The organism is Pantoea sp. JZ2, from assembly GCF_035191405.1.
GTDB lineage: Bacteria > Pseudomonadota > Gammaproteobacteria > Enterobacterales > Enterobacteriaceae > Pantoea > Pantoea stewartii.
The window spans coordinates 1,073,469-1,093,330 of the sequence record NZ_CP045247.1 but is presented as its reverse complement, the minus strand read 5'-3'; the positions used below and the strand labels follow the sequence as shown (position 1 = coordinate 1,093,330).

At 56.8% G+C, this 19,862-nt stretch carries 12 protein-coding genes and 3 tRNA genes; 5 read left to right on the top strand and 10 right to left on the bottom strand.

Going from position 1 to position 19,862, the window contains the following annotated elements:
- Positions 1 to 34 precede the first annotated feature (34 nt).
- Positions 35 to 1,183, bottom strand: a complete 1,149-nt coding sequence (gene mltA, locus GC087_RS05370) for a murein transglycosylase A (RefSeq protein WP_033739585.1) — start codon at positions 1,181 to 1,183, stop codon at positions 35 to 37.
- A gap of 204 nt (positions 1,184 to 1,387) precedes the next feature.
- On the opposite strand from mltA, the gene GC087_RS05365 reads away from it, so the two are divergent.
- The 4 genes from GC087_RS05365 (at position 1,388) to dsdA (ending at position 3,246) form a co-directional block, all read left to right on the top strand.
- A tRNA-Met gene (locus GC087_RS05365) sits at positions 1,388 to 1,464 on the top strand.
- Positions 1,465 to 1,526: 62 nt separating this feature from the next.
- Positions 1,527 to 1,603, top strand: a tRNA-Met gene (locus GC087_RS05360).
- Positions 1,604 to 1,664: 61 nt separating this feature from the next.
- Positions 1,665 to 1,741 (top strand) — tRNA-Met (locus GC087_RS05355).
- 176 nt (positions 1,742 to 1,917) lie between these two features.
- Positions 1,918 to 3,246, top strand: coding sequence for a D-serine ammonia-lyase (gene dsdA / locus GC087_RS05350; RefSeq protein ID WP_058708958.1), 1,329 nt, complete (start codon positions 1,918 to 1,920; stop codon positions 3,244 to 3,246).
- A 117-nt stretch (positions 3,247 to 3,363) separates the two neighbouring features.
- Here the strand turns inward: dsdA and amiC are convergent, their stop codons facing one another.
- Complete coding sequence (amiC, locus tag GC087_RS05345) at positions 3,364 to 4,608, bottom strand: N-acetylmuramoyl-L-alanine amidase AmiC (protein ID WP_033739588.1); 1,245 nt, start codon at positions 4,606 to 4,608, stop codon at positions 3,364 to 3,366.
- A gap of 233 nt (positions 4,609 to 4,841) precedes the next feature.
- Here amiC and argA point away from each other — a divergent pair, with 233 nt between their 5' ends.
- A complete protein-coding gene (gene argA, locus GC087_RS05340) occupies positions 4,842 to 6,170 on the top strand; it encodes an amino-acid N-acetyltransferase (RefSeq protein WP_006120790.1) in 1,329 nt (442 codons plus the stop codon).
- A 34-nt stretch (positions 6,171 to 6,204) separates the two neighbouring features.
- Here the strand turns inward: argA and recD are convergent, their stop codons facing one another.
- From recD to GC087_RS05300, 8 genes are all read right to left on the bottom strand, one after another.
- Entirely contained in the window at positions 6,205 to 8,058 is a 1,854-nt protein-coding gene (gene recD / locus GC087_RS05335) for an exodeoxyribonuclease V subunit alpha (RefSeq protein ID WP_324029864.1), read from the bottom strand.
- Entirely contained in the window at positions 8,055 to 11,594 is a 3,540-nt protein-coding gene (recB, locus tag GC087_RS05330) for an exodeoxyribonuclease V subunit beta (protein WP_058708959.1), read from the bottom strand. The genes recD and recB overlap by 4 nt, the downstream gene beginning before the upstream one ends.
- Positions 11,591 to 14,479, bottom strand: a complete 2,889-nt coding sequence (ptrA, locus tag GC087_RS05325; RefSeq protein WP_324029862.1) for a pitrilysin — start codon at positions 14,477 to 14,479, stop codon at positions 11,591 to 11,593. The genes recB and ptrA overlap by 4 nt, the downstream gene beginning before the upstream one ends.
- Before the next feature lie 99 nt (positions 14,480 to 14,578).
- A complete protein-coding gene (gene recC / locus GC087_RS05320; RefSeq protein WP_054687109.1) occupies positions 14,579 to 17,956 on the bottom strand; it encodes an exodeoxyribonuclease V subunit gamma in 3,378 nt (1,125 codons plus the stop codon).
- A gap of 103 nt (positions 17,957 to 18,059) precedes the next feature.
- Positions 18,060 to 18,386 (bottom strand): prepilin-type N-terminal cleavage/methylation domain-containing protein, encoded by a 327-nt coding sequence (locus tag GC087_RS05315; RefSeq protein ID WP_172913418.1) that lies wholly within the window; start codon positions 18,384 to 18,386, stop codon positions 18,060 to 18,062.
- Positions 18,346 to 18,750 (bottom strand): DUF2509 family protein, encoded by a 405-nt coding sequence (locus GC087_RS05310; RefSeq protein ID WP_205953613.1) that lies wholly within the window; start codon positions 18,748 to 18,750, stop codon positions 18,346 to 18,348. The genes GC087_RS05315 and GC087_RS05310 overlap by 41 nt, the downstream gene beginning before the upstream one ends.
- On the bottom strand, positions 18,747 to 19,274 hold the full coding sequence (locus tag GC087_RS05305) for a prepilin peptidase-dependent protein (protein WP_081011334.1): 528 nt from the start codon (positions 19,272 to 19,274) through the stop codon (positions 18,747 to 18,749). Before GC087_RS05305 ends, GC087_RS05310 begins: the two co-directional genes overlap by 4 nt.
- A complete protein-coding gene (locus tag GC087_RS05300; RefSeq protein WP_324029860.1) occupies positions 19,271 to 19,741 on the bottom strand; it encodes a prepilin-type N-terminal cleavage/methylation domain-containing protein in 471 nt (156 codons plus the stop codon). Before GC087_RS05300 ends, GC087_RS05305 begins: the two co-directional genes overlap by 4 nt.
- Positions 19,742 to 19,862 lie beyond the last annotated feature (121 nt).

The following is a 19,862-nucleotide window of genomic DNA, read 5'->3' as shown; positions in this document are numbered from 1 at the left end:
TGAGCGCGGGCCCGATCGCCCGCCGCTTCAAAATTTAGTTAGCGCCTAACAGCAGGCTGCCGTTGTTGCTGCTCTGCGCGTTGCTGAACAGCGGCTGACCGGCTCCCGGTGCCGATTTCAACACCCACACACGACCATAATGGTTATAGAACCCCGCCAGATGGGCAGCATCTGGCCCTACGCCCTGATAGATATCGAAGTGCTGGCCTTTGATCGCGCCGCCGACATCCAGCGCCACCATCACCCGCATTTCATATTTCCCGTTGAATTTGCCCTTTTCATTGAGCTGCGGCACTTCCGCCAGCAGCACTGTTCCGGCAGGAATCAGTGAACGATCGGATGCCACAGAGGCTTTCGCCACCAGCGGCACCGCGCTCGCGCCACGTACCGGCACATAAGGTTCGGGTTTGAAAAAGACAAAGGAGGGGTTAGTTTCTAGCAGCGCCCGCACTTCCTCGGGTGAATGTTCCTCAGCCCACTGGCGAATGGCCTGCATTGACATGTCTTCACGCTTGACCTCGCCCCGGTCGATCAGCTCTTTACCGATGCTATGATAACCCCAGCCGTTTTTGCCGCCATAACCAAAAAAGCTCATCGGACGTCCGTCACCAAAATCGACATAGCCGCTGCCCTGCACGTCCATAATAAAGTTATCGATGAGTGAGTTACTCCAGGCAATGACGTAGCGATCGTCTAACGCCCCACTGTATATCGATGCGCGGCTGGGTAATTTCTGACCGCGTTTGCGCGGCGGCATGCGGTAAATAGGGTACTGAAACTCGCCCTGTCGCGTGTAGCGTGCCTGAACGACCGGCGTGTAGTAGCCCGTGAACTGAACGTTACCGTAATTATCGGTGCCTTCCATCTGAAACGCATTTAACCCAAACTGGCGCAACTGTCGTGTATCGCCCCCCGCCATCAGCCAGTTTTCAACCGCACTGTAAGTGCTGTTGTTACGGCCAAACAAACCCGAAGCGGCCGCCTGGATTTGCTGAATCTGTTGCCCAAAATCTCTGCCGTTAACCGGACGGCCTTTGGCGTTAGGTTGATTCACCAGCGCTAAGGGTTGATCAAGTTTTCCGTCTTTATATTGTTGACCCCGATCGGTCGGCTTAGAACTACAGCCCGCCAGAAGCGCTAAAAATGCGCCAGTAAGTGCGTACTTCGCCCAACGTCCTTTCATCTTCATCTCTTTTTATAAGTGTTCGCCACGCGACGATAGCAAAGCCGTCATCAGAATGAAATCCATCCTCTTTCGTCATAACGGATATCGGTGCAATAAATCACCAATTGGTGGAATCCTTCAGCAATTAACAGCAAATTTAGCCTTTTAGGGCAAAAAGGGGTTGCAACAATCATCGTGCGGAGTATAGTGCGCATCCACGGACGCGGGGTGGAGCAGCCTGGTAGCTCGTCGGGCTCATAACCCGAAGGTCGTCGGTTCAAATCCGGCCCCCGCAACCAGTTCTTCTGTAGTTTTGCTCAGACAGAAGAAACAATGTGAAAAGTCGCTATGCGCAATCGGACGCGGGGTGGAGCAGCCTGGTAGCTCGTCGGGCTCATAACCCGAAGGTCGTCGGTTCAAATCCGGCCTCCGCAACCAATTCTTCTGAGATAATGCTCACTCAGAAGGGACAATGTGAAAGTCGCTATGCGCAATCGGACGCGGGGTGGAGCAGCCTGGTAGCTCGTCGGGCTCATAACCCGAAGGTCGTCGGTTCAAATCCGGCCCCCGCAACCACTTTAAACACCTGAGAAGGTGTTTTTTTGTTTCTGGCCTCCGTCAGTCAATCCCCCTCTCCTTTTTACCGCTCAGACACGCAGTGAGATCAGACCGCACGCGAATGTCGCAACAGATCTTGCTCTGGCCAACCCGTTTCTGCTTTTATGATTCATCCGGACACGACAAGGTCTGTTATGAATACCTTCAACATTGCTGCACTTGCTGCACAGTATCCGCCGGTTGCGGATATGATCGCGCTGAAAGAAACCATCTGGTTCAATCCTGCCACCACAACCGTCGCCAACGCCCTGCCCTTTGTGGGTCTGACAGAGCAGGACGTTGAAGCCGCCCATGCCCGCCTGAAGCGGTTTGCGCCTTTGCTGGCTCAGGCCTTTCCTGAAACCGCCGCCACGGGCGGTATAATCGAATCGGATGTGGTCGCGATCCCCGCCATGCAGGCCCGGCTGGAACAGGCGTACGGCCAGAAAATTGCAGGCACACTGCTGCTGAAGAAAGACAGCCACCTGCCGATTTCTGGCTCCATCAAAGCGCGTGGCGGCATTTATGAAGTCCTGAATCATGCCGAGAAACTGGCATTAGCTGCCGGTTTGCTGTCCCCGGAGGCGGATTACCGCACGTTGCTCTCCCCCACGCTTCGGCAGTTTTTTAGCCAGTACCGTATTGCCGTGGGATCGACCGGCAATCTCGGGCTGTCGATTGGCATCATGAGCGCCCGCCTCGGCTTTAACGTAACCGTTCATATGTCGGCGGATGCCCGGGAATGGAAGAAAGCAAAACTGCGCAGCCATGGCGTAACGGTGGTGGAATATGAACAGGATTACGGCGTGGCGGTCGGGCAAGGACGCAAAGCGGCCGCATCGGACCCCAACTGTTTCTTTATTGACGATGAAAACTCCCGCACGCTGTTTTTAGGTTATGCGGTCGCCGGCCAACGGCTGAAAGCGCAGTTTGAACAACAGGGCCGCGTGGTTGATGCTCAACATCCCTTATTTGTGTACCTGCCCTGCGGCGTGGGCGGTGGCCCCGGCGGCGTCGCGTTTGGCCTGAAGCTGGCATGGGGTGACCATGTTCACTGTCTGTTTGCGGAGCCCACTCATTCGCCCTGCATGTTGCTGGGCATAACAACGGGCTTACACGACGGCATTTCCGTACAGGACATAGGTATTGATAATGTCACGGCTGCGGATGGTCTGGCGGTAGGCCGGGCGTCCGGCTTTGTGGGCAGAGCCATGCAACGTCTGCTGGATGGCATTTACACACTTGATGATGCGCGCATGTACGACATGCTCGGCTGGCTGGCGCAGGAAGAAGGTCTGCGGCTTGAACCTTCTGCGCTGGCCGGGATGATCGGTCCACAGCACGTATGTGGTTCAGCGCACTATCACGCGCTGCACGACTTCAGCCCAACACAGTTACAACAGGCCACTCACCTGGTCTGGGCGACGGGCGGCGGCATGGTGCCGGAACAGGAAATGGCGCAGTACCTGGCAAAAGGCCGCTAAGTGGACGCACATCGCCGGCGAGACAGGAACGCCACGCAACCCGGTCCCTGTTCTTCTTCTGACGACAAACCCTGACAGCAGATAAGGCCGGGCGGGTGATTTTTCCTGCCCGGTTGCTTAACGGTGTGCCAGCGCCGCCCCGTTTTTGAAATAGGCCTTAATGCCTTCCAGAATGGCCTCGGCGACCTGATGTTGATAACGCGTGGTGCGGAGTTTACGCTCTTCTTCGACGTTGCTGATGAACGCGGTTTCCACCAGGATCGAGGGAATATCCGGTGCCTTCAGCACCGCAAAACCAGCCTGATCCACAGTGCGTTTGTGCAGATGGTTAATCCGCCCCATCCGGTGCAGCACTTCTTTGCCAAACTTCAGGCTGTCATGGATCGTCTGGCGCTGCACCATATCAAACATGGTGTGATCCAGATAGCGATCGCCACTCATGCTGACGCCGCCAATCAGGTCGGATTCATTCTGGGTTTGCGCCAGAAAACGCGCCGCGGCTGACGTCGCCCCCCGGGTCGAAAGGGCAAACACAGAGGAGCCCCGTGCGGCCCGGCTGGTGAACGCATCCGCATGAATGGAGACGAACAGATCGGCCCGCTGTTTCCGGGCTTTGGCCACGCGAACCCGCAGGGGAATAAACACATCCTCGTTACGCGTCATGTACGCCTTCATATTGTGTTCTTTCTCAATCAGCGCCTTAAGGCGGCGGCCAATCTTCAACACAATGTCTTTTTCACGGGTTTTGTATTTACCGTGCGCGCCCGGATCTTCCCCGCCATGGCCAGGATCGATCATGATAATGATGGGGCGATCGCGCCCGGCTTTACCGGGTAACGGCGGCTGAACGCTTTCATTTTTATCCAGATCGCCCTGGTTGTAATCTTTCAGTAATGCCAGCAGCGGATCATCTTCTACCGTATTCTGGCTGGGGTAGAGATCGACCACCAGCCGGTGTTGAATACTGGAGACCGGTGCAAGGCTGAAGATTTTTGGCGAGACGTTGCGTTTCAGTTCCAGCACCACCCGCACGGTATTGGCATCGAACTGCCCGACCCTGGCGTTTTTGATAAAAGGATCGTCCACCCTGACGTGCTGGTTAACGCCCTTAAGGACCGAATTAAGGTGCAGGTTCTCAATGTCGATGACCAGCCGGTCCGGATTCGTCAGTGCGAACTGCTTATACTTAAGGGCAACATTGGATTCCAGCGTCATGCGCGAATAGGTTGAAGAGGGCCAGATGCGAACCGCCATAATATGGCTGGTGGCCGCGATGCCCACACCGCTTACGCTGAGCAGCAGCAGTGCCCCAGTACCTTTTAATAATCGTCTACGTGAAATAAGGGGATGACCTTCCGACATGCCACTCCAGCTGTTATATCGTGTTTAAAAAAACGGCAACCAAATAAAATGGCGGCGAAAACTTTATCCAATCCGGCTGACGATGTCACCCCGGAAACTCTAAATAATGCAGTCTGTTAGCGGCGTTATCACCTGAAAAAACGTAAATAAACGTCAGGATTAGCGCTTGCAAAATGGCCGCCAAAGGCATAAAAATACAGAAAATACGAATAAACATTCACTGAGGGTTAGCCGTGAAGGAACGTAGTACTGAACTGGTTCAGGGTTTTCGCCATACCGTTCCCTATATCAATGCGCATCGGGATAAGACATTTGTCATCATGCTTGGCGGTGAGGCCATTGAGCATGAAAATTTCTCAAGCATCGTCAACGATATTGGCCTGCTTCACAGCCTTGGCATTCGTTTAGTCGTCGTGTACGGCGCACGTCCGCAGATTGATGCCAGCCTCGCCGCAAACCAGCTGGAACCGGTTTACCACAAATATACCCGCGTGACCGACGCGCAGTCACTGGAGCTGGTAAAGCAGGCCGCAGGCCGTCTTCAGTTGGATATTACCGCCCGCCTTTCCATGAGCCTGAACAACACTCCGTTACAGGGCGCGCATATCAACGTGGTGAGCGGCAACTTTATCATTGCCCAGCCGCTCGGCGTGGATGATGGCGTCGATTACTGTCACAGCGGTCGCATTCGTCGTATTGATGAAGAGGCTATTCACCGCCAGCTCGACAACGATGCTATTGTGCTGCTGGGTCCGGTGGCCGTGTCAGTGACCGGTGAAAGTTTTAACCTGACTTCTGAAGAAGTGGCCACGCAGCTGGCAATTAAGCTTAAAGCAGAAAAAATGATTGGCTTCTGTTCGGAACAGGGCGTAATCGATCGTGAAGGCAACATTGTCTCGGAGTTATTTCCTAATGACGCTCAGGCACGCATTGATGAAATGGAACGCGATGGCGATTTTCTGTCTGGCACGGTGCGCTTTCTGCGTGGCGCCGTTAAAGCCTGTCGCAGCGGCGTCCGTCGCAGCCATCTGATCAGCTATCAGGAAGACGGCGCCCTGTTACAGGAACTCTTCTCGCGCGACGGCATTGGTACGCAGATTGTCATGGAGTCCGCCGAGCAGATTCGTCGGGCCACGATCAACGACATCGGTGGCATTCTGGAGCTGATTCGTCCGCTGGAACAGCAAGGGATTCTGGTACGCCGTTCACGCGAACAGCTGGAAATGGAGATCGACAAATTCACCATCATTCAGCGGGACAACCTGACCATCGCCTGCGCCGCGCTCTATCCGTTTATGGATGAAAAGATTGGCGAAATGGCGTGCGTTGCGGTCCATCCGGATTACCGCAGCTCCTCGCGCGGAGAGCTGCTGCTGCAACGCGTTGCACTTCAGGCGAAGCAGATGGGGCTGGAAAAACTGTTTGTGTTAACCACACGCAGTATCCACTGGTTCCAGGAGCGCGGTTTCACGCCGGTGGATATCGAGTCGCTGCCGGAGAGTAAGAAAGAGATGTACAACTACCAGCGCCGTTCCAAGGTGCTGATGGCCGATTTAACCTGATGGCAGCCGGGCGGCCATCCCGCCGCCCGACCTGTTATCCCTGCGTTTCCGCCCCCAGCCTTTCCACCAGGCCACTTCGCCGCTGCGTCTGCAGCTGGACTGCCCGTTCAAATATCGCGCGATCGCTGTAAAGGGTCAGTTGTTTGCGTGCACGGGTAATGGCCGTGTAAACCAGCTCACGGGTCAGGACCGGCAAAAACTGCGTCGGCATGACCAGCGCGGTATGATCAAACTCTGAACCCTGCGACTTGTGCACCGTCATCACCCATGCCGTTTCATGAGACGGCAAACGGCTGGGCTGAATCGCTTTCACGCTGCCGTCTGGCAACGGAAAAAACACCCTGAGTTGCCCTTCAGCATCACGCAACGTAATGCCGATATCGCCGTTAAACAGCCCCAGGGCACTGTCGTTGCGGGTGATCATCACCGGACGTCCCGGATACCAGCGGCTGCCCAGTGCAGGACGCCGGATGCGCTGCAGCTGCATCAGACGCTGTTCGATGCGCTGATTTAATCCGTGCACACCGAATGGCCCTTCACGCAGGGCACACAGGAGCTGATAACGGCTAAATGCCGCAATGGCCTGTTCTGGCGCAGCCTGACGCTGAACGGCATCCAGATAGTCCTGATAGCCCTGCGCCACCTCGTTCAGCATGGTCTGATATGCCTCACCGTCATTCAGCGGCTGAAAAGACAGGTCAGCATGTCCGGCGGCGAACACCTTACTCATCTGGCGCGCATCGCCCTGGTTGACGGTGCGGGCAAGCTGGCCAATACCGGACTTTTCGTCAAAGCGGTAACTCTGGCGGAGCAGACAAATGCTGTCGCGAACGGCAGGCGCGGTATCGTCATCGCTGCCCGTAAGCGCACATTCGGTAAGCGTCACCAGTTGTGCGGCGCGCGCCGGACTGAAGCCGGTTTCGCTGCAACGACAAATGTCCCCCAACACCGCTCCGGCTTCAACCGAAGCCAGCTGATCGCGATCGCCCAGAAACACCACTCTGGCGTGAGGCGGCAAGGCGGAAATCAGTTTTGCCATCATCGTCAGATCAACCATCGACGCTTCATCAACCACCAGCACATCCAGGTGCAACGGGTTACCCGCATGGTAGCGCATGCGCTGCGAGTCAGGCTGTGCGCCAAGCAGGCGATGCAGCGTGGTCGCTTCAGCAGGAAAACGCGCACGCTCGTCATCGTCCACCGCCAGTCCCTGCAGAGCTTTTCCCAGGGATTCGGTCAGACGGGCTGCCGCTTTCCCTGTCGGTGCCGCCAGCTGTATGCGCAGAGGTTCGGGATTCAGGCGAATCAGCGCCGCCAGCAATTTCGCCACCGTCGTGGTTTTGCCGGTACCGGGTCCGCCTGAAATAACGGCGGTTTTACGGGTCAGTGCCACCGCAGCAGCAATTTTTTGCCAGTCGTCAGGCTGACGGCCAAATAACGTCTGCAGAACATCTCGTGCCTGCTGCGAATCGAACGTCCCGCTATCCGGCTGCAATGAGAAAAACCGGGCAACCTGGCCTTCACTTTGCCAGAGCCGGTGCAGGTATAAACGCTGGTGACTCAGCACCAGGGGCGTCACAACACAGCCATCGCTCACAGCTGACCAGCTGGCCAGCTGTGCATGCCGCTCCGCTTCATCAGGCGCGCCTGCAGCCTGCCACAGTGCCTGCGCCAGTGCGGGCTGACGACCGGAGAACAGCCCAGCCTCATTCAGGTTAGCCAGCGGCAGGCAGACATGTCCTTCGCCCGCGTCGGCACTCACACAGGCCGCTGCCAGCAACCGAAAGGGTTGCGTCTCATCTGCAATCAGGCGGGCAAACTGAATATCCAGAGGACGCAGTAAACGCTTTTCGACTGCCTGAAGCAGCAAGGCGTTTATATCACTCATAAGCTCTCCTCTGTATGACCAAACAATGCATCCAGTTCCTCAATAAAGGCGGGATCGGGACGAGTGGTAAAGATGCCGTTATCGGCAGAGGTGCCATCCACCCCGCGCAGGAATACATAAAAGACGCCGCCAAAATGCTGTTGGTAATCATAGCCCGCCAGGCGGTGCTGCAGATACCGGTGCAGCGCCAGTGTGTACAGCTGATATTGCAGGTCATAGCGATGGTCGATCATGGCCTGCGCCATCGCCTCCTGCGTATACGCGGTATGGCTGTCACCCAGCCAGTTCGATTTGTAATCCAGCAGATAATATTTTCCCTGCCAGCGAAATACCAAATCAATAAACCCTTTTAACATGCCTCTCACCTGACGGAAATCCAGCGCGGCAGCGCGCTGCGACAGTGGATCGTACCGGCGCATCAGCGCATCCAGATCGGCAGCCGTCAGCAGGCGGTTGATCGGCAGGTAAAACTCCATCTCAATCAGCCGATCAGCGCTGCGGATGCAGTCCAGGGTTAAGCCGTCTTTGTTGAGCGGCGTGGTCAGTACGCGGGCGATCCACTGCTGAATCACGGGCAGCCAGTTCAGGGAATAGCCCTGTTGCTGAAGCTGATCCTCCAGCCAGAATGCGTCCGGCGGCTCAGTGAAATCCATGGCCTCAAACAGCCCGTGCAGAAACGTGCCGGGAGCCGCACCGCGGGGGAAGTGGTGCGGCGTTAACAAGGGCTCTTCATCCTCAGCCGCCTCACCAGCAGCATCAATATCGAATTTCGGCAAAGCATCCAGCAGGGGGGAACTGCCGTGCTGTTGTAATCCGGAATAACTGGTGACGCGCCAGCTGTCCGCCAGCGCTCGGGTCATTTCCCGACTGCTCAGCGCGTTCTCGCGGTGTTCGCTGTCCTGCCACTTCGCGCCGGGCTGCAGCTCGCTCCGTATCATCTCAATCCCTTCGCCTGCGAGCGCCTCAAGATGGTGACTGAGCACGGCGGCATCGCCGCTCTCACCGCGCTGTACCAGGTAGCCCAGCGCGCTCTTATGCAGATCGCTGTCGCCCTCTTTTTTACGCGCGCCTTTGATCAGGGGCGCAATACCCACGCTGCAGTGGTAAACCGAGCGCGTCAGCGCGACATAGAGCAGCCGTAAATCCTCGGCCAGTCGCTCCTCTTCCGCCAGCGTCAGGCTCTGTGCATCGCCCTGCACGTCGAGCATGGCAGCAAAACTTTCACGGTCGTGATACAGGGCGCTGGCCGCTTCGCGAAATCCGGCCGCAAACGGCAGCCAGACCAGCGGATACTGCAGGCCTTTGGATTTGTGAATCGTGACGATCTGCACCAGATGGCGATCGCTTTCCAGACGCAGCTGCTGACTGGCGGCCTGGCTGTCAGGGCGGGCAATTTGCTGTGCCAGGAAACGCACCAGTGCATGCGTGCTGTCGAGCTGCGTTGCCGCTTCCTGCAGTAACTCGCCCAGATGCATCAGATCGGTTAAGCGCCGCTCGCCATTTTCGGAAGCCAGCATATTTTCCGCCAGTTGCCGTTTAATCATTACATCGCGCAACATGGGCAGTACGCCACGTTGCTGCCAGATCTGCTGCCAGCTGACAAACTGCTCTACCAGCGCATCCCACTCACGTTCGTTTTGCGCCAGCGCATCAAGTTGGGCGGCATCGATAGCAAAGATGGACGTGGCCAGCGCGCTACGCAGCAGCCGCTCCTGTTCAGGTGACTGCACCGCCTGCAACAGCCATAACAGCTCGCGCGCTTCAGGCGTGGTATAAACGCTGTCGCGGCTGGACAGGTAGACCGACGGAATGGCCAGCTTATTCAGCGCATCACGAATCAGACTGGCTTCATTGCGGCTACGCACCAGTACGGTGATATCCGAGGCCTTAACCGGCTGCAGTGCATCGCCTTTCCCTAACCGCGCCTTGCCCTGCTGACCGGCCGCCAGCCAGCGGCTGATATCGGCCGCACACTGCTGGGCCATAAATTGTTGGTAATCACTTACTCCAACACCTTCGCCCGGCTGGAGCCAGAAGCGCAAGGCAGGCTGGGGCTGATCATGGTAAACCAGCGTTAACGCCTGATTCGGGGCGGCCGGGCTGACCGCAAGAAACGGAATGGAAGAAAACAAAAAGGGTGCGTCAACCTGTGAAAACAGGCGGTTGACGCTGTTCACCATCGCGGGCGATGAGCGCCAGTTCGTCTCCAGCGTATAGTGAGCACTAACTTCACTACGGGCGCGTAAGTAGGTAAAAATATCTGCGCCGCGAAACGCATAGATCGCCTGCTTGGGATCGCCAATGAGCAGCAACGCCACATCCGGCTGTTGAATATACAGCGTACGGAAGATTCGGTACTGTTGCGGGTCGGTATCCTGAAACTCGTCAATCAGGGCCACCGGGAAACGGCCACGAATAGTTTCGGCCAGCAGCGCCCCGCCCGGCTGCTGAAGCGCTTCATCCAGACGACTTAACAGATCGTCAAATCCCAGCAAGGCACGCTGCCGTTTTTCCCGCTGCACCGTTTCTTTCACCTCGCTCAGCGCCTGCCAGATGATGATATCGCGGAGCGTCAGCGGTTCGGCAAGAAAGCCATCGACGGCATCGAACAGCGCATGTTGCGGTGCCTCGCCCTTTTTGGTTTTTTCGTGCAGCACCTGCTGGCCAAAGCGTTCAAGCTCTTTAGGAAACTGGTAATCCAGCGTATCGCTCTGTGCCCACTGAGTCACTTTCGCCACCCAGTTAGGTAAGTGCTTACTGCTGTAGCTGCGTTTGTCGACGCCGGAAGCCGCGATCATCCCTTCGATATCGGCACAGACAGTCTGCCACTGCTGCTTGAGGGCCTGGATGCGTTGCAGGTTAGCGGTATGACGTGATGCCAGCGTTTCGTCTGCGCGAGGCGGACGCTTCAGCCTGGGGGATTCCCCCTGCAGCCAGGGCCGTAACGTCGTCAACAAACTGTCCGGGCCGCTCCACTCCGCCGCGATCACCCGGGCCACATCCAGTGACAGGGGATAACACTGGCGACGCCAGAAATCCGCCGCGGCCTGGCGGAGTAACGTTTGTTCGTTTTCGATGAGTTCCTGCTCGAACAACATGCCTGACTCAAAGGCATTCAGGTTGAGCATGCGCTGGCAAAAACCATGAATGGTAAAAATCGCCGCTTCATCCATTTGCCGCTCAGCCGCCAGCAGCAGCGAGGCCGCCTGGGGCAAATCCGCTATCTGTTCAATCAGCTGTTGGTGCATGGTGTTATGGCTTTTACCCCGCACGCAGGCGAGCCGAAGCTGATGAATATTGTCACGAATACGGCCGCGCAGCTCCGCCGTGGCGGCTTCTGTAAAAGTCACCACCAGGATCTCTTCGACTGACAGCGGCCTGCGCCAGGCGTTCTCGCCCCCCAGCCCTAATAACAAACGCAGGTAGAGCAGACCAATCGTAAAGGTTTTACCGGTGCCCGCTGAGGCTTCAATTAACCGCTCGCCGTTGAGGGGCAGCGTTAGGGGGTTTAACGGTTCAGGTCTGGACGCCGTCATGGTGTTTCACTCTTGACCGGCAAAGACTGCTGTAATTTGGCGATTTCTGGCCAGGTCCGCCAGCCCGGTAACGGTGCGAACGCGATGTTATGCTCGCCGCTACCGGCGATTTGAGAGGTCATTGCCATGCCTTTTTTCTGCATGACGGCCTGGTGAAAGAAGTCCGACAGTCCGGAAGGGGTAAGCTGTTGAACCTGCTCCATCAACTTTTGTCGGGTATCAAAATCGTAATTCTGCCGATCAAAATCGCGGCTGTAACGATCGGCCTCTTCATTCAGCGTTTGTGGACGCTGTTTCAAATCGTTGATCATGGCCTGCTGATACTGCACAAAATCGGCCTGACTCATCGAGCGCAGGCGGTGTTCCGCCTGGGGATAAAACGCCTGATAGCGCTGCATCAGATAAGCGGGTGGCTTACTGTTACTTTGCAGCAGAAAGCCAATCCCCCACTGACGCCCTACCGGCATCCTGAACGCAAACACGGCATAACCTAACTGCTCCTCGGTACGCAGTTGGTTATAGAACCACGGCTGGACAATCTGACTGAGCATCGCGCTGTTGGCCATACTCTGGTATTCGTCATAACCCAGGGGAATATAAAGCGCCGCCAGCGCAGAGTCCGTGCTGCTGCCGTGCTGCTCCAGATTCGCCTTAAGTGGCTTTTCGACACTGAGGTAATTGCTGTGCCAGTAGTGCGTACCGTCGCACTGCATCTGCTGTTTCAGCTCGCGTCCCAGTTGCGTCACACTGTCAGCACTCAGATTACCGATCACCATCATTTCTGGCGTGGCATTTTTAATTAAGGCATCGCGATAGGCCACGACATCCTTCAGTGTAATCCCCTTGACCAGCTTACGGCGCGTGTCTCGCTGCGTGTAAGGCAGTTGGGATAAGAGCTGCATAGGCTGGATCGCCTGCTCAAAGGCTTTTCCTTTCTCAGCGGCATCCAGACGCTCCAGATACCAGGATTTGGCCTGTTGAAGCTGTGCCTCGCTGGGCTGAAAAGTGCTGTAGCGATTAACTAACTGCTTAAGCAGGTCAGGCAGGCGCTGTGTAAAGCCGCTGGCATTAAAGACCAGACCATCGTTTTCGCTGGTTGAAAAACTGATGCCGCCAATAGACGCCTGGGAACTCAGTTCATCCAGCGCCAGGCTTGCCAGATAATCATTCAGGCCGAACAGTACCTGCTGACGCGCATCACTGATCGCCTGCTGATTTCGCAGCGCGACGGTGATGCTGGCCTTTGGCTCGCTGGCATAGAACTGGCTTGGCATCCAGTAAATACGCATCCCGAAATCATTGTCGAGCTTAACCGGATGACGGTAGGTTTTGTCAGTCGACACCAGGGTAAACGCATCGGGAATGTAGGGATTTAAGCGCGGCATGGCGAGCTGAATCGCCTGGCCACGCTGTTGCCATTGAGTCAACGTCTGGGCCGTTATCTTATCAACCTGATAAGGCGCATTCACAAAATAGGCCAGCTTGTTATGCGGTTCCTGCGGGCTGATGTACCAGATTCGCGCCTGCGCTGGCGTCATGCTTTCCAGACGAGCATTGATAGCCGCGGGATCGTAGCGATCGGCCAGATAAGGCGCATCCAGCGTGTGCTCAACCGGGACACGCAGCATCGTATCCGCCAGCCACTCGATGTAGTCCATGTCGCGGGTGATTGACGGATAACGGAAGTCCAGCGCCAGCACATGCGAAACTTCATCGAAATAGCGTTGGTCGATACCGTTTTTGCGCAGCATCGCGAGATAGCTAAAAACAGCCGCGACGACCTCATCACGTTGTGCCAGACCTTTGTCCGTTAATGACACGCTGATGGAGAACACGCCGCTGGTGCGCTCGGTCACCGGATCGGCCCCCGCGCTGACGCCGTCGGCCAGGCCCTGTTTTTGCAGCCAGTCGGCCAGCGTATTGGGGCTGCGGTTACCAATGACATAGCTGATAAGCGTGTCCGTTTTACTGCGAAAGCGGTCACTGTTATTCGGTATACGGAACTCGATTTTTAACTGCTTACGCGGCTGCGCCGGCACATAGTGAATAATGATGCCCTGCTGGGCTTCCGTGATGACCGGCTCGGTAATCGCGGGAACGCTGGCATTGTGGTTAGCCACGCGCCCAAACGTATTCACGGCGATGGTCGCCATCTCTGCCAGCGGTTTATTACTGTAGATCACCGCCTTCATCAGATTGGCTGAATAGTGCGTGTGGTAAAAGTCCAGCAGCGCCTGATGCAGATTACTGCCGGGCTTATCGCGCAGGGTATCCAGATTGCCGCCGTAAAAATGCGCGGCCGGGTGCGCCGGGTTAATCGTCTCAGCCCCGACCTGTCCCATGCGCAAACCGTCACGGGACCGTGCCATGGTCAACTCCGCATTGACCGCATGGCGTTCCCGATCGGCATTGACCGGATCCAGTAAGGGTTCGGCAATCGCGTCGGCCAGACGATCGACGGCAGGCTCAAGCGCATCGTTTTCGACTTCGAGGTAATAAGCTGTGCGACAGGAGGCGGTGCTGGCATTATGGCTGCCACCGTGTTTCTTGAGAAAATCGGCAAGGCTGTCAGGCTGTGGGTAACGCGTTGAGCCCATCAGCACCATATGTTCAAGGTAGTGCGCCAGGCCGGGCTGCTGCGCGGGATCATCCAGTGAGCCAATGGGCAATGTCAGCGCAGCAAGGGATTTCGGCGCCTGAGTATCTGAAACCAACAGCACCGTCATGCCATTATTCAGCGTGATGGCCTGATACTGACGCGGATCCTGTTCGCTTTTCCCGATGGGCGTGTTGACAGGCTGCCAGCCCGCGCCGGTTTCGGCTTGTACCGCCAGCGCCAGTAAGCCCAGCAGAATTGCGGCGATCAAGCGTGCATGTGTGCGCATGTAAAACCTCTTACGTTACCCAAAAGCCGCGTTGCGAGCGCATTAACGGCTGAAAGTACAACAAACTTTTTGATGTTTTCATTACCCGGCAGCGGTCGCTTACCGGTCGTCCTGATGCGCCTGGAGTACCGGTAAATACCAGCATTCAGCCGCGTCGGTTATCTGCTGTATCCGGGGTTCATCCAGTGCCCTGCATAACCGTTGCAGGTAGGGATCGCTTCCCTCACCTTCCTGTTGGTAACCGCCGACCCAGGCGGCAAGCAGAGCGTTACGGGCTTTGAGCTGTGTCGCCTCATCTGTCATAAACTGATGATTTTTCTTGTCAAAACACGCATTAAGCCAGGCACCACCGCTTTTGGTCAGCAACATCAAAGGCTCGCGCATGCCCTGCAGATAGCCTTGCATATAGCGCGCCAGCGCATCAGTCGCCTCGTCCGGCGGCACGGCAGGGAAGCACCAGTAGCTGTGCTGTCGGCCAAACATCCGACTTTTACCGTCGCCACCCAGTGCACAATAAACTAAATGTTCCAGCCACAGTAATAAACCGTCATTGATATTCAGCACACCCGGTCGCCAACGCAGCAGGCCATCGCTCTGCACCTGGGTTAACCAGCCGGTTAATGTGACGCCCGCCAGTGCCAGATTGATCTCCCGACTTTCACCCTCACTGCGCTGAGTGATCACCTCTGCGGCCACCTCCTGCATCTCTTCGCGCTGAGCCTGCCAGAACAGCTCGCCAAACGCCCCATAAGGTAAATTGCCGGCGGCGCGGTGATGGGCATAAAGGCGATCGGTGTCCTCTCCTGTTACCAGCGCATTCAGTAGCTGCGCATTGATTTGATAGCGCTCCAGGCTGTCCAGAGCAAAGGGTTCACTGTCGGGCAGTTCATTTTCTTCAAGCCAGAAATTGACCCCCAGGCGCTGCTGAAACCAGGCCCGAACCGGATGACGCCAGAAGCGCAGAAACTGTTCGAAGGCTAATGTCTCTACAGGCGGTGTGCTCAGCGGCTGAACAAAATCAGGCTGGGGCTGACCGGTGCCCTGTGCGGCAGGCAGCCATTCACGAGCAAAGCTGTGTGCCGCTGACGCAGGCTGGAAGTTTTCCGGCGCAAACGGCATCCGGCTGTGTAAATGTTCCAGGTGTGCCCGTACCCGCTGTGCGCTGTCATCCAGTTCCCTGTCCTCGTCGCCAGGCAGGTAAAAACTTTGCCCGATATACTCCAGCAATTCGGTGACCAGCACCGAAGGGTAACGTTCGGTATTGTCCTGAATAGCGCGGCCAATATAGCTGATATAGAGCTGTTGCTGAGCGGAAATCAGGGCTTCCAGAAACAGATAGCGGTCGTCATCACGACGGCTACGGTCACCTTTGCGCGACTGCTGCTGCATCAGGTCAAACCCCAGCGGCGCTAAAGTGCGCGGATAAACGCCGTCGTTCATCCCCAGTAAGCACACCACGCTGAAGGGAATCGAGCGCATCGGCATCAGGGTACAAAAATTGATTTGCCCGGCAAGAAAGCGTTGACTGATCCGCTGCTGATCCAGCCGCCCACGCAGATCGTCGCGCAGGAGCACGACCGGAATCGCCTCATTGAAACGCGCGTCCATACCGTACTCAATCAGCGTTTTCCACTGCTCTTCCACCAGCAGCAATGCCGCTTCTGTTTCGGTATCCGGTGTAAAAAAGGCATTCAGCAGTTCGCGACACAGCGGCAGCCAGGCCTCCAGCGGGCGCGGCTCCGATAAGACCTGTCGCCAGTGATTAAGCCGGGACAGCAGTTCGGCCAGATGGCCCGCCAGTTCGGCGACCAGCCCACTTGATTCGTCATAAGGCAGAATACCTTGCCAGTCGCCATGCTGGCTTTCCATTGCATATCCCAGCAGCATACGTTGCAAGCCAAAGCGCCAGGTATGCTGACCGGTGACCGGCAGAGCCAGCGCTTCCACACTGGCATCATCCAGCCCCCAGCGCACGCCTGATTCGCTGACCCAGCGGCGCAACAGACGCAGGCCGCTTTCGTCAATCGAGAAGTGATTCGCTAAGGCCGGGACATCCAGCAGCGCCAGCACATCTTCAGAGACAAACCGGCTGTCCGGCAGTGACAGTAATTGCAGAAACGCAACGATAGCAGGATGCGCCTGACTGGCACGACGGTCAGAAATGGCAAACGGCAGATAGCGTTCTGCCGGGGCGTTTGCAAACACGGCCTGAATAAAAGGCGCGTAAGCGTCAATATCGGCCACCATGACGATAATATCCCGCGCTTTCAGCTCAGGATCGGCTTCCATCAATGCCAGAAGATGATCCTGTAGCACTTCAACTTCGCGCTGCGCACTGTGGCAAACCTGGATGGCAACAGAGCGATCCTGCGGGTCCAGCCGCCGTTTCTGCCCACTGTAAGCCAGTTCATCCGCCGTCAGGCCAATGATTGCCCTGTCCTGCAGATTAAGAAGATCGTGCTGCATGCAGTGCAGCAGGTTGTCTTCTTCGACGTCAACAAACGCATCGATTTCGCTGTTCAGCTCCATCTGGCTGAGCAGGAAGAGGTTATCGCGGCCTAACTTGCCCCAGGAGGCCAGCAGCGGGTTAGTCAGATGTTGTTCCCCTTGCTCACTAAACAGGGCTGGCGCGCGCGCCACATCACTGAATAAACCGCGATATTCTTCCCGGTCATGACGCCGCCGCTGGCGGCTTTGTAGCTTCGCCAGAAACGCATAGTCCTGAATATCGCCCCAGTAATCACGGCAGGGATTGGTAAACAGCAGATAGATATCAACGTGCCGCCCCAGCGCCTGCAACGCCTGTAAATAGACCGGCGGCAGCGCTGAAATACCACAGATAAACACCCGCTGCGGCAGGTTATCAGGTCGGGTTTGTGCCTGCTCAAGCGTGGTAATAAAGCGCGCATAGAGGTTGGCACGATGCCATTTGGGCTGGCCCAGCGCGTCGGTATAATCGACTAAATCACGCCACAACGCGGCCTGCCACACCTGCGCCTCTCCCAGGCCCTCGATCTGTTGACCGCGTTCCCAGCTGTTAAGCCAGTCCGCGCGGTAAACCAGATACTGGTCAAACAGGTCGGCAATGCGGGCGCTGAGCTGAAAAAGTTTGCGCCTGTCTCCGTCGTCACTCAGATAATGGCGCAGTGAGGCAAACTCGTCCTGCAGCAGCAACGTAGGTAAACGATGCATCAGTTTCCAGCTCATGCTGGCTTTGCTGAAGGCGCTCTCCGGCGGAATGTCTGGCAGGACGCGCACAAACATTTCCCAGATAAAGCTGGCCGGGAGCGGGAATTCGATATTTGCCGCAATGCCAAAGGTGCGCGCCAGTTCCATCTGCAACCACTGCGCCATCCCCGGGCTTTGCACCAGCACCATTTCTGACGCAAAGGGATCGTCAAGCGGATCCAGTTTAATCACTCTCGCTGCCAGACTTTTGAGCAGATCAAGCTGATTAGAGTGATAAACGTGAAACATGCAAACTCCTGTGGAAACGCTAAACGGCATGGCGATGGCAGACGGTACTCACTCTACCGCGTATCGCATTTGAAGCCTACCGTGAAAACCCATTCTCATCCGCTCAGCAGTGCAATCGCGTCAGGCTGGCCTGACGTTGATGCGGACCGCTCACCGTAACCGTTTCCAGCGTGCAGCCGCCCGGCCCCGTTTTTTTATCTGACCGCGTTTGCCAGCCCGCCACCTCGCGCCCCAACAACCGCTGTTCCGCCACACGCCAGGCTTCACGCTGCTGCCATTGCTGACTAAAGCCGAGCGTTAACACCCGGTGATACTGCAATAAGGCGCTGGTGCTGACGGCCATCAGTAACAGGGCAAACAAGGCTTCCGGCAGGCTGAATCCTGCCGCCTCACAGGCACTGCTCCGGCGCGGATTGCGGGCAATAATCAATCCAGCCCTGTGGCAACGGACTGATTTTGCTGCCCTCCAGCCTGACCCAGTGCCATAACGCCTTATCACCTTTTTGCGTTTCACCTTTAAGCAATCCTTTCTCATCGTCCACGCGATGCAGGCACGCCTGCCAGCCATACTGCGACTCGCGCTGGCAGGTGGCAGGTGGTTGCGCTGGCCACGTTAATGTCAGTCCCCATTGCAGTGCCGACTGGGCCTGCCAAAACCCCTGAATAGCGTGTTGCTCATCGGCGACGATAAACATTCCCTGCGCCAGCATCTCGCGGCTGGCCTGAAGCGTGATGCCGCCTGTCAGCAGGATGATGAGTACCATCCCCAGCGCACTGTTGCCCTCGGCGTTCACAGATTCATTCCTTCGACCCGGCTTTCCAGCGTTTCGGTTCGGTTCCCGCTTCGCCCCTGCAGTACAACGGTGACCAGCCGGCCTTCACGGCGCACGTCGAATGCCTCAATCGAAAGGAAAGCCGGATCGGAAAGCCGTTCCCATCCACTGCCGTTGCAGTTATCCACACCACGCTGCATCTCCAGTTGGTGTTGTCGCAGCCGGTAACCGTAGTAATCGCTCTCACTGTGCGTAACCCCTTCCCACTGACCGTTGCTGTTCTCGTCAAACCGGATCAGCACACAGCCTTCGGCTGTCATCAGGCCACCCGTTCCGCACTCCCCGTGGCAATAACCCGCCCGCCGGATCGCTTTTTCCAGCGTGGACAGCATTTGCTGTAACTCCTGACGCAGTTGAACCTGTTGTTGCAGCCTGAGGTTTTCGGCCAACAGTCGCGGCATAAAGCGTCCTGCACTGACCATTAGCACCGCACTGATCGCCATGGCGATGAGCATTTCCAGCAGACTAAACCCGGCCCTTTTCATTCGCAGTCCGCATCGTCAATACGGCAAAGACGAACTCGCGCCCGTGCAGAAATAATCACCCGTATTTTTCCGGCGCGATTGCGCAGCTCAATGCTGCCCGCTTTGGCCACGTTGCGGCGTCCGTAAAAACCCGGCTCGCCACGCAGGGCGTGAAGGGTGATGTCCGCATACGGCGCGATAAAGTGCAGGCGGCTTGCCGTACTGCAGCCATTCTGTGGCGGTGCTGCCACGCCGATACACCAGGGCTGTGTGGGGCGGTGCCACAGCACCAGGTCCCGGTTTTGCGCATTGGCCTGAGCACGGACGCGTAACAGAAAGTGTTGCAGTTGCAGCGCCGTATCGCGAAGCTGTTGACGCTGCTGCCAGCGCTGCCCGCCTTGCGTGGCAAAGGCGCTGAGTATGCCAGCGATTACCATCACCAGCAGCAGCTCCGCCAGCGTAAACCCTTTTGACTGTGATCTTTTCATGGCGGCAGAGTGCCGCAGCAGCGAGCGCTTCAGCAAGCCCGAAAGCCACCTGTTGGAAGCAAAGCTACAGCATTATTCCTCTGGATAAAGACATGATCAGTGCAAGTGTGCACCGCGCCGC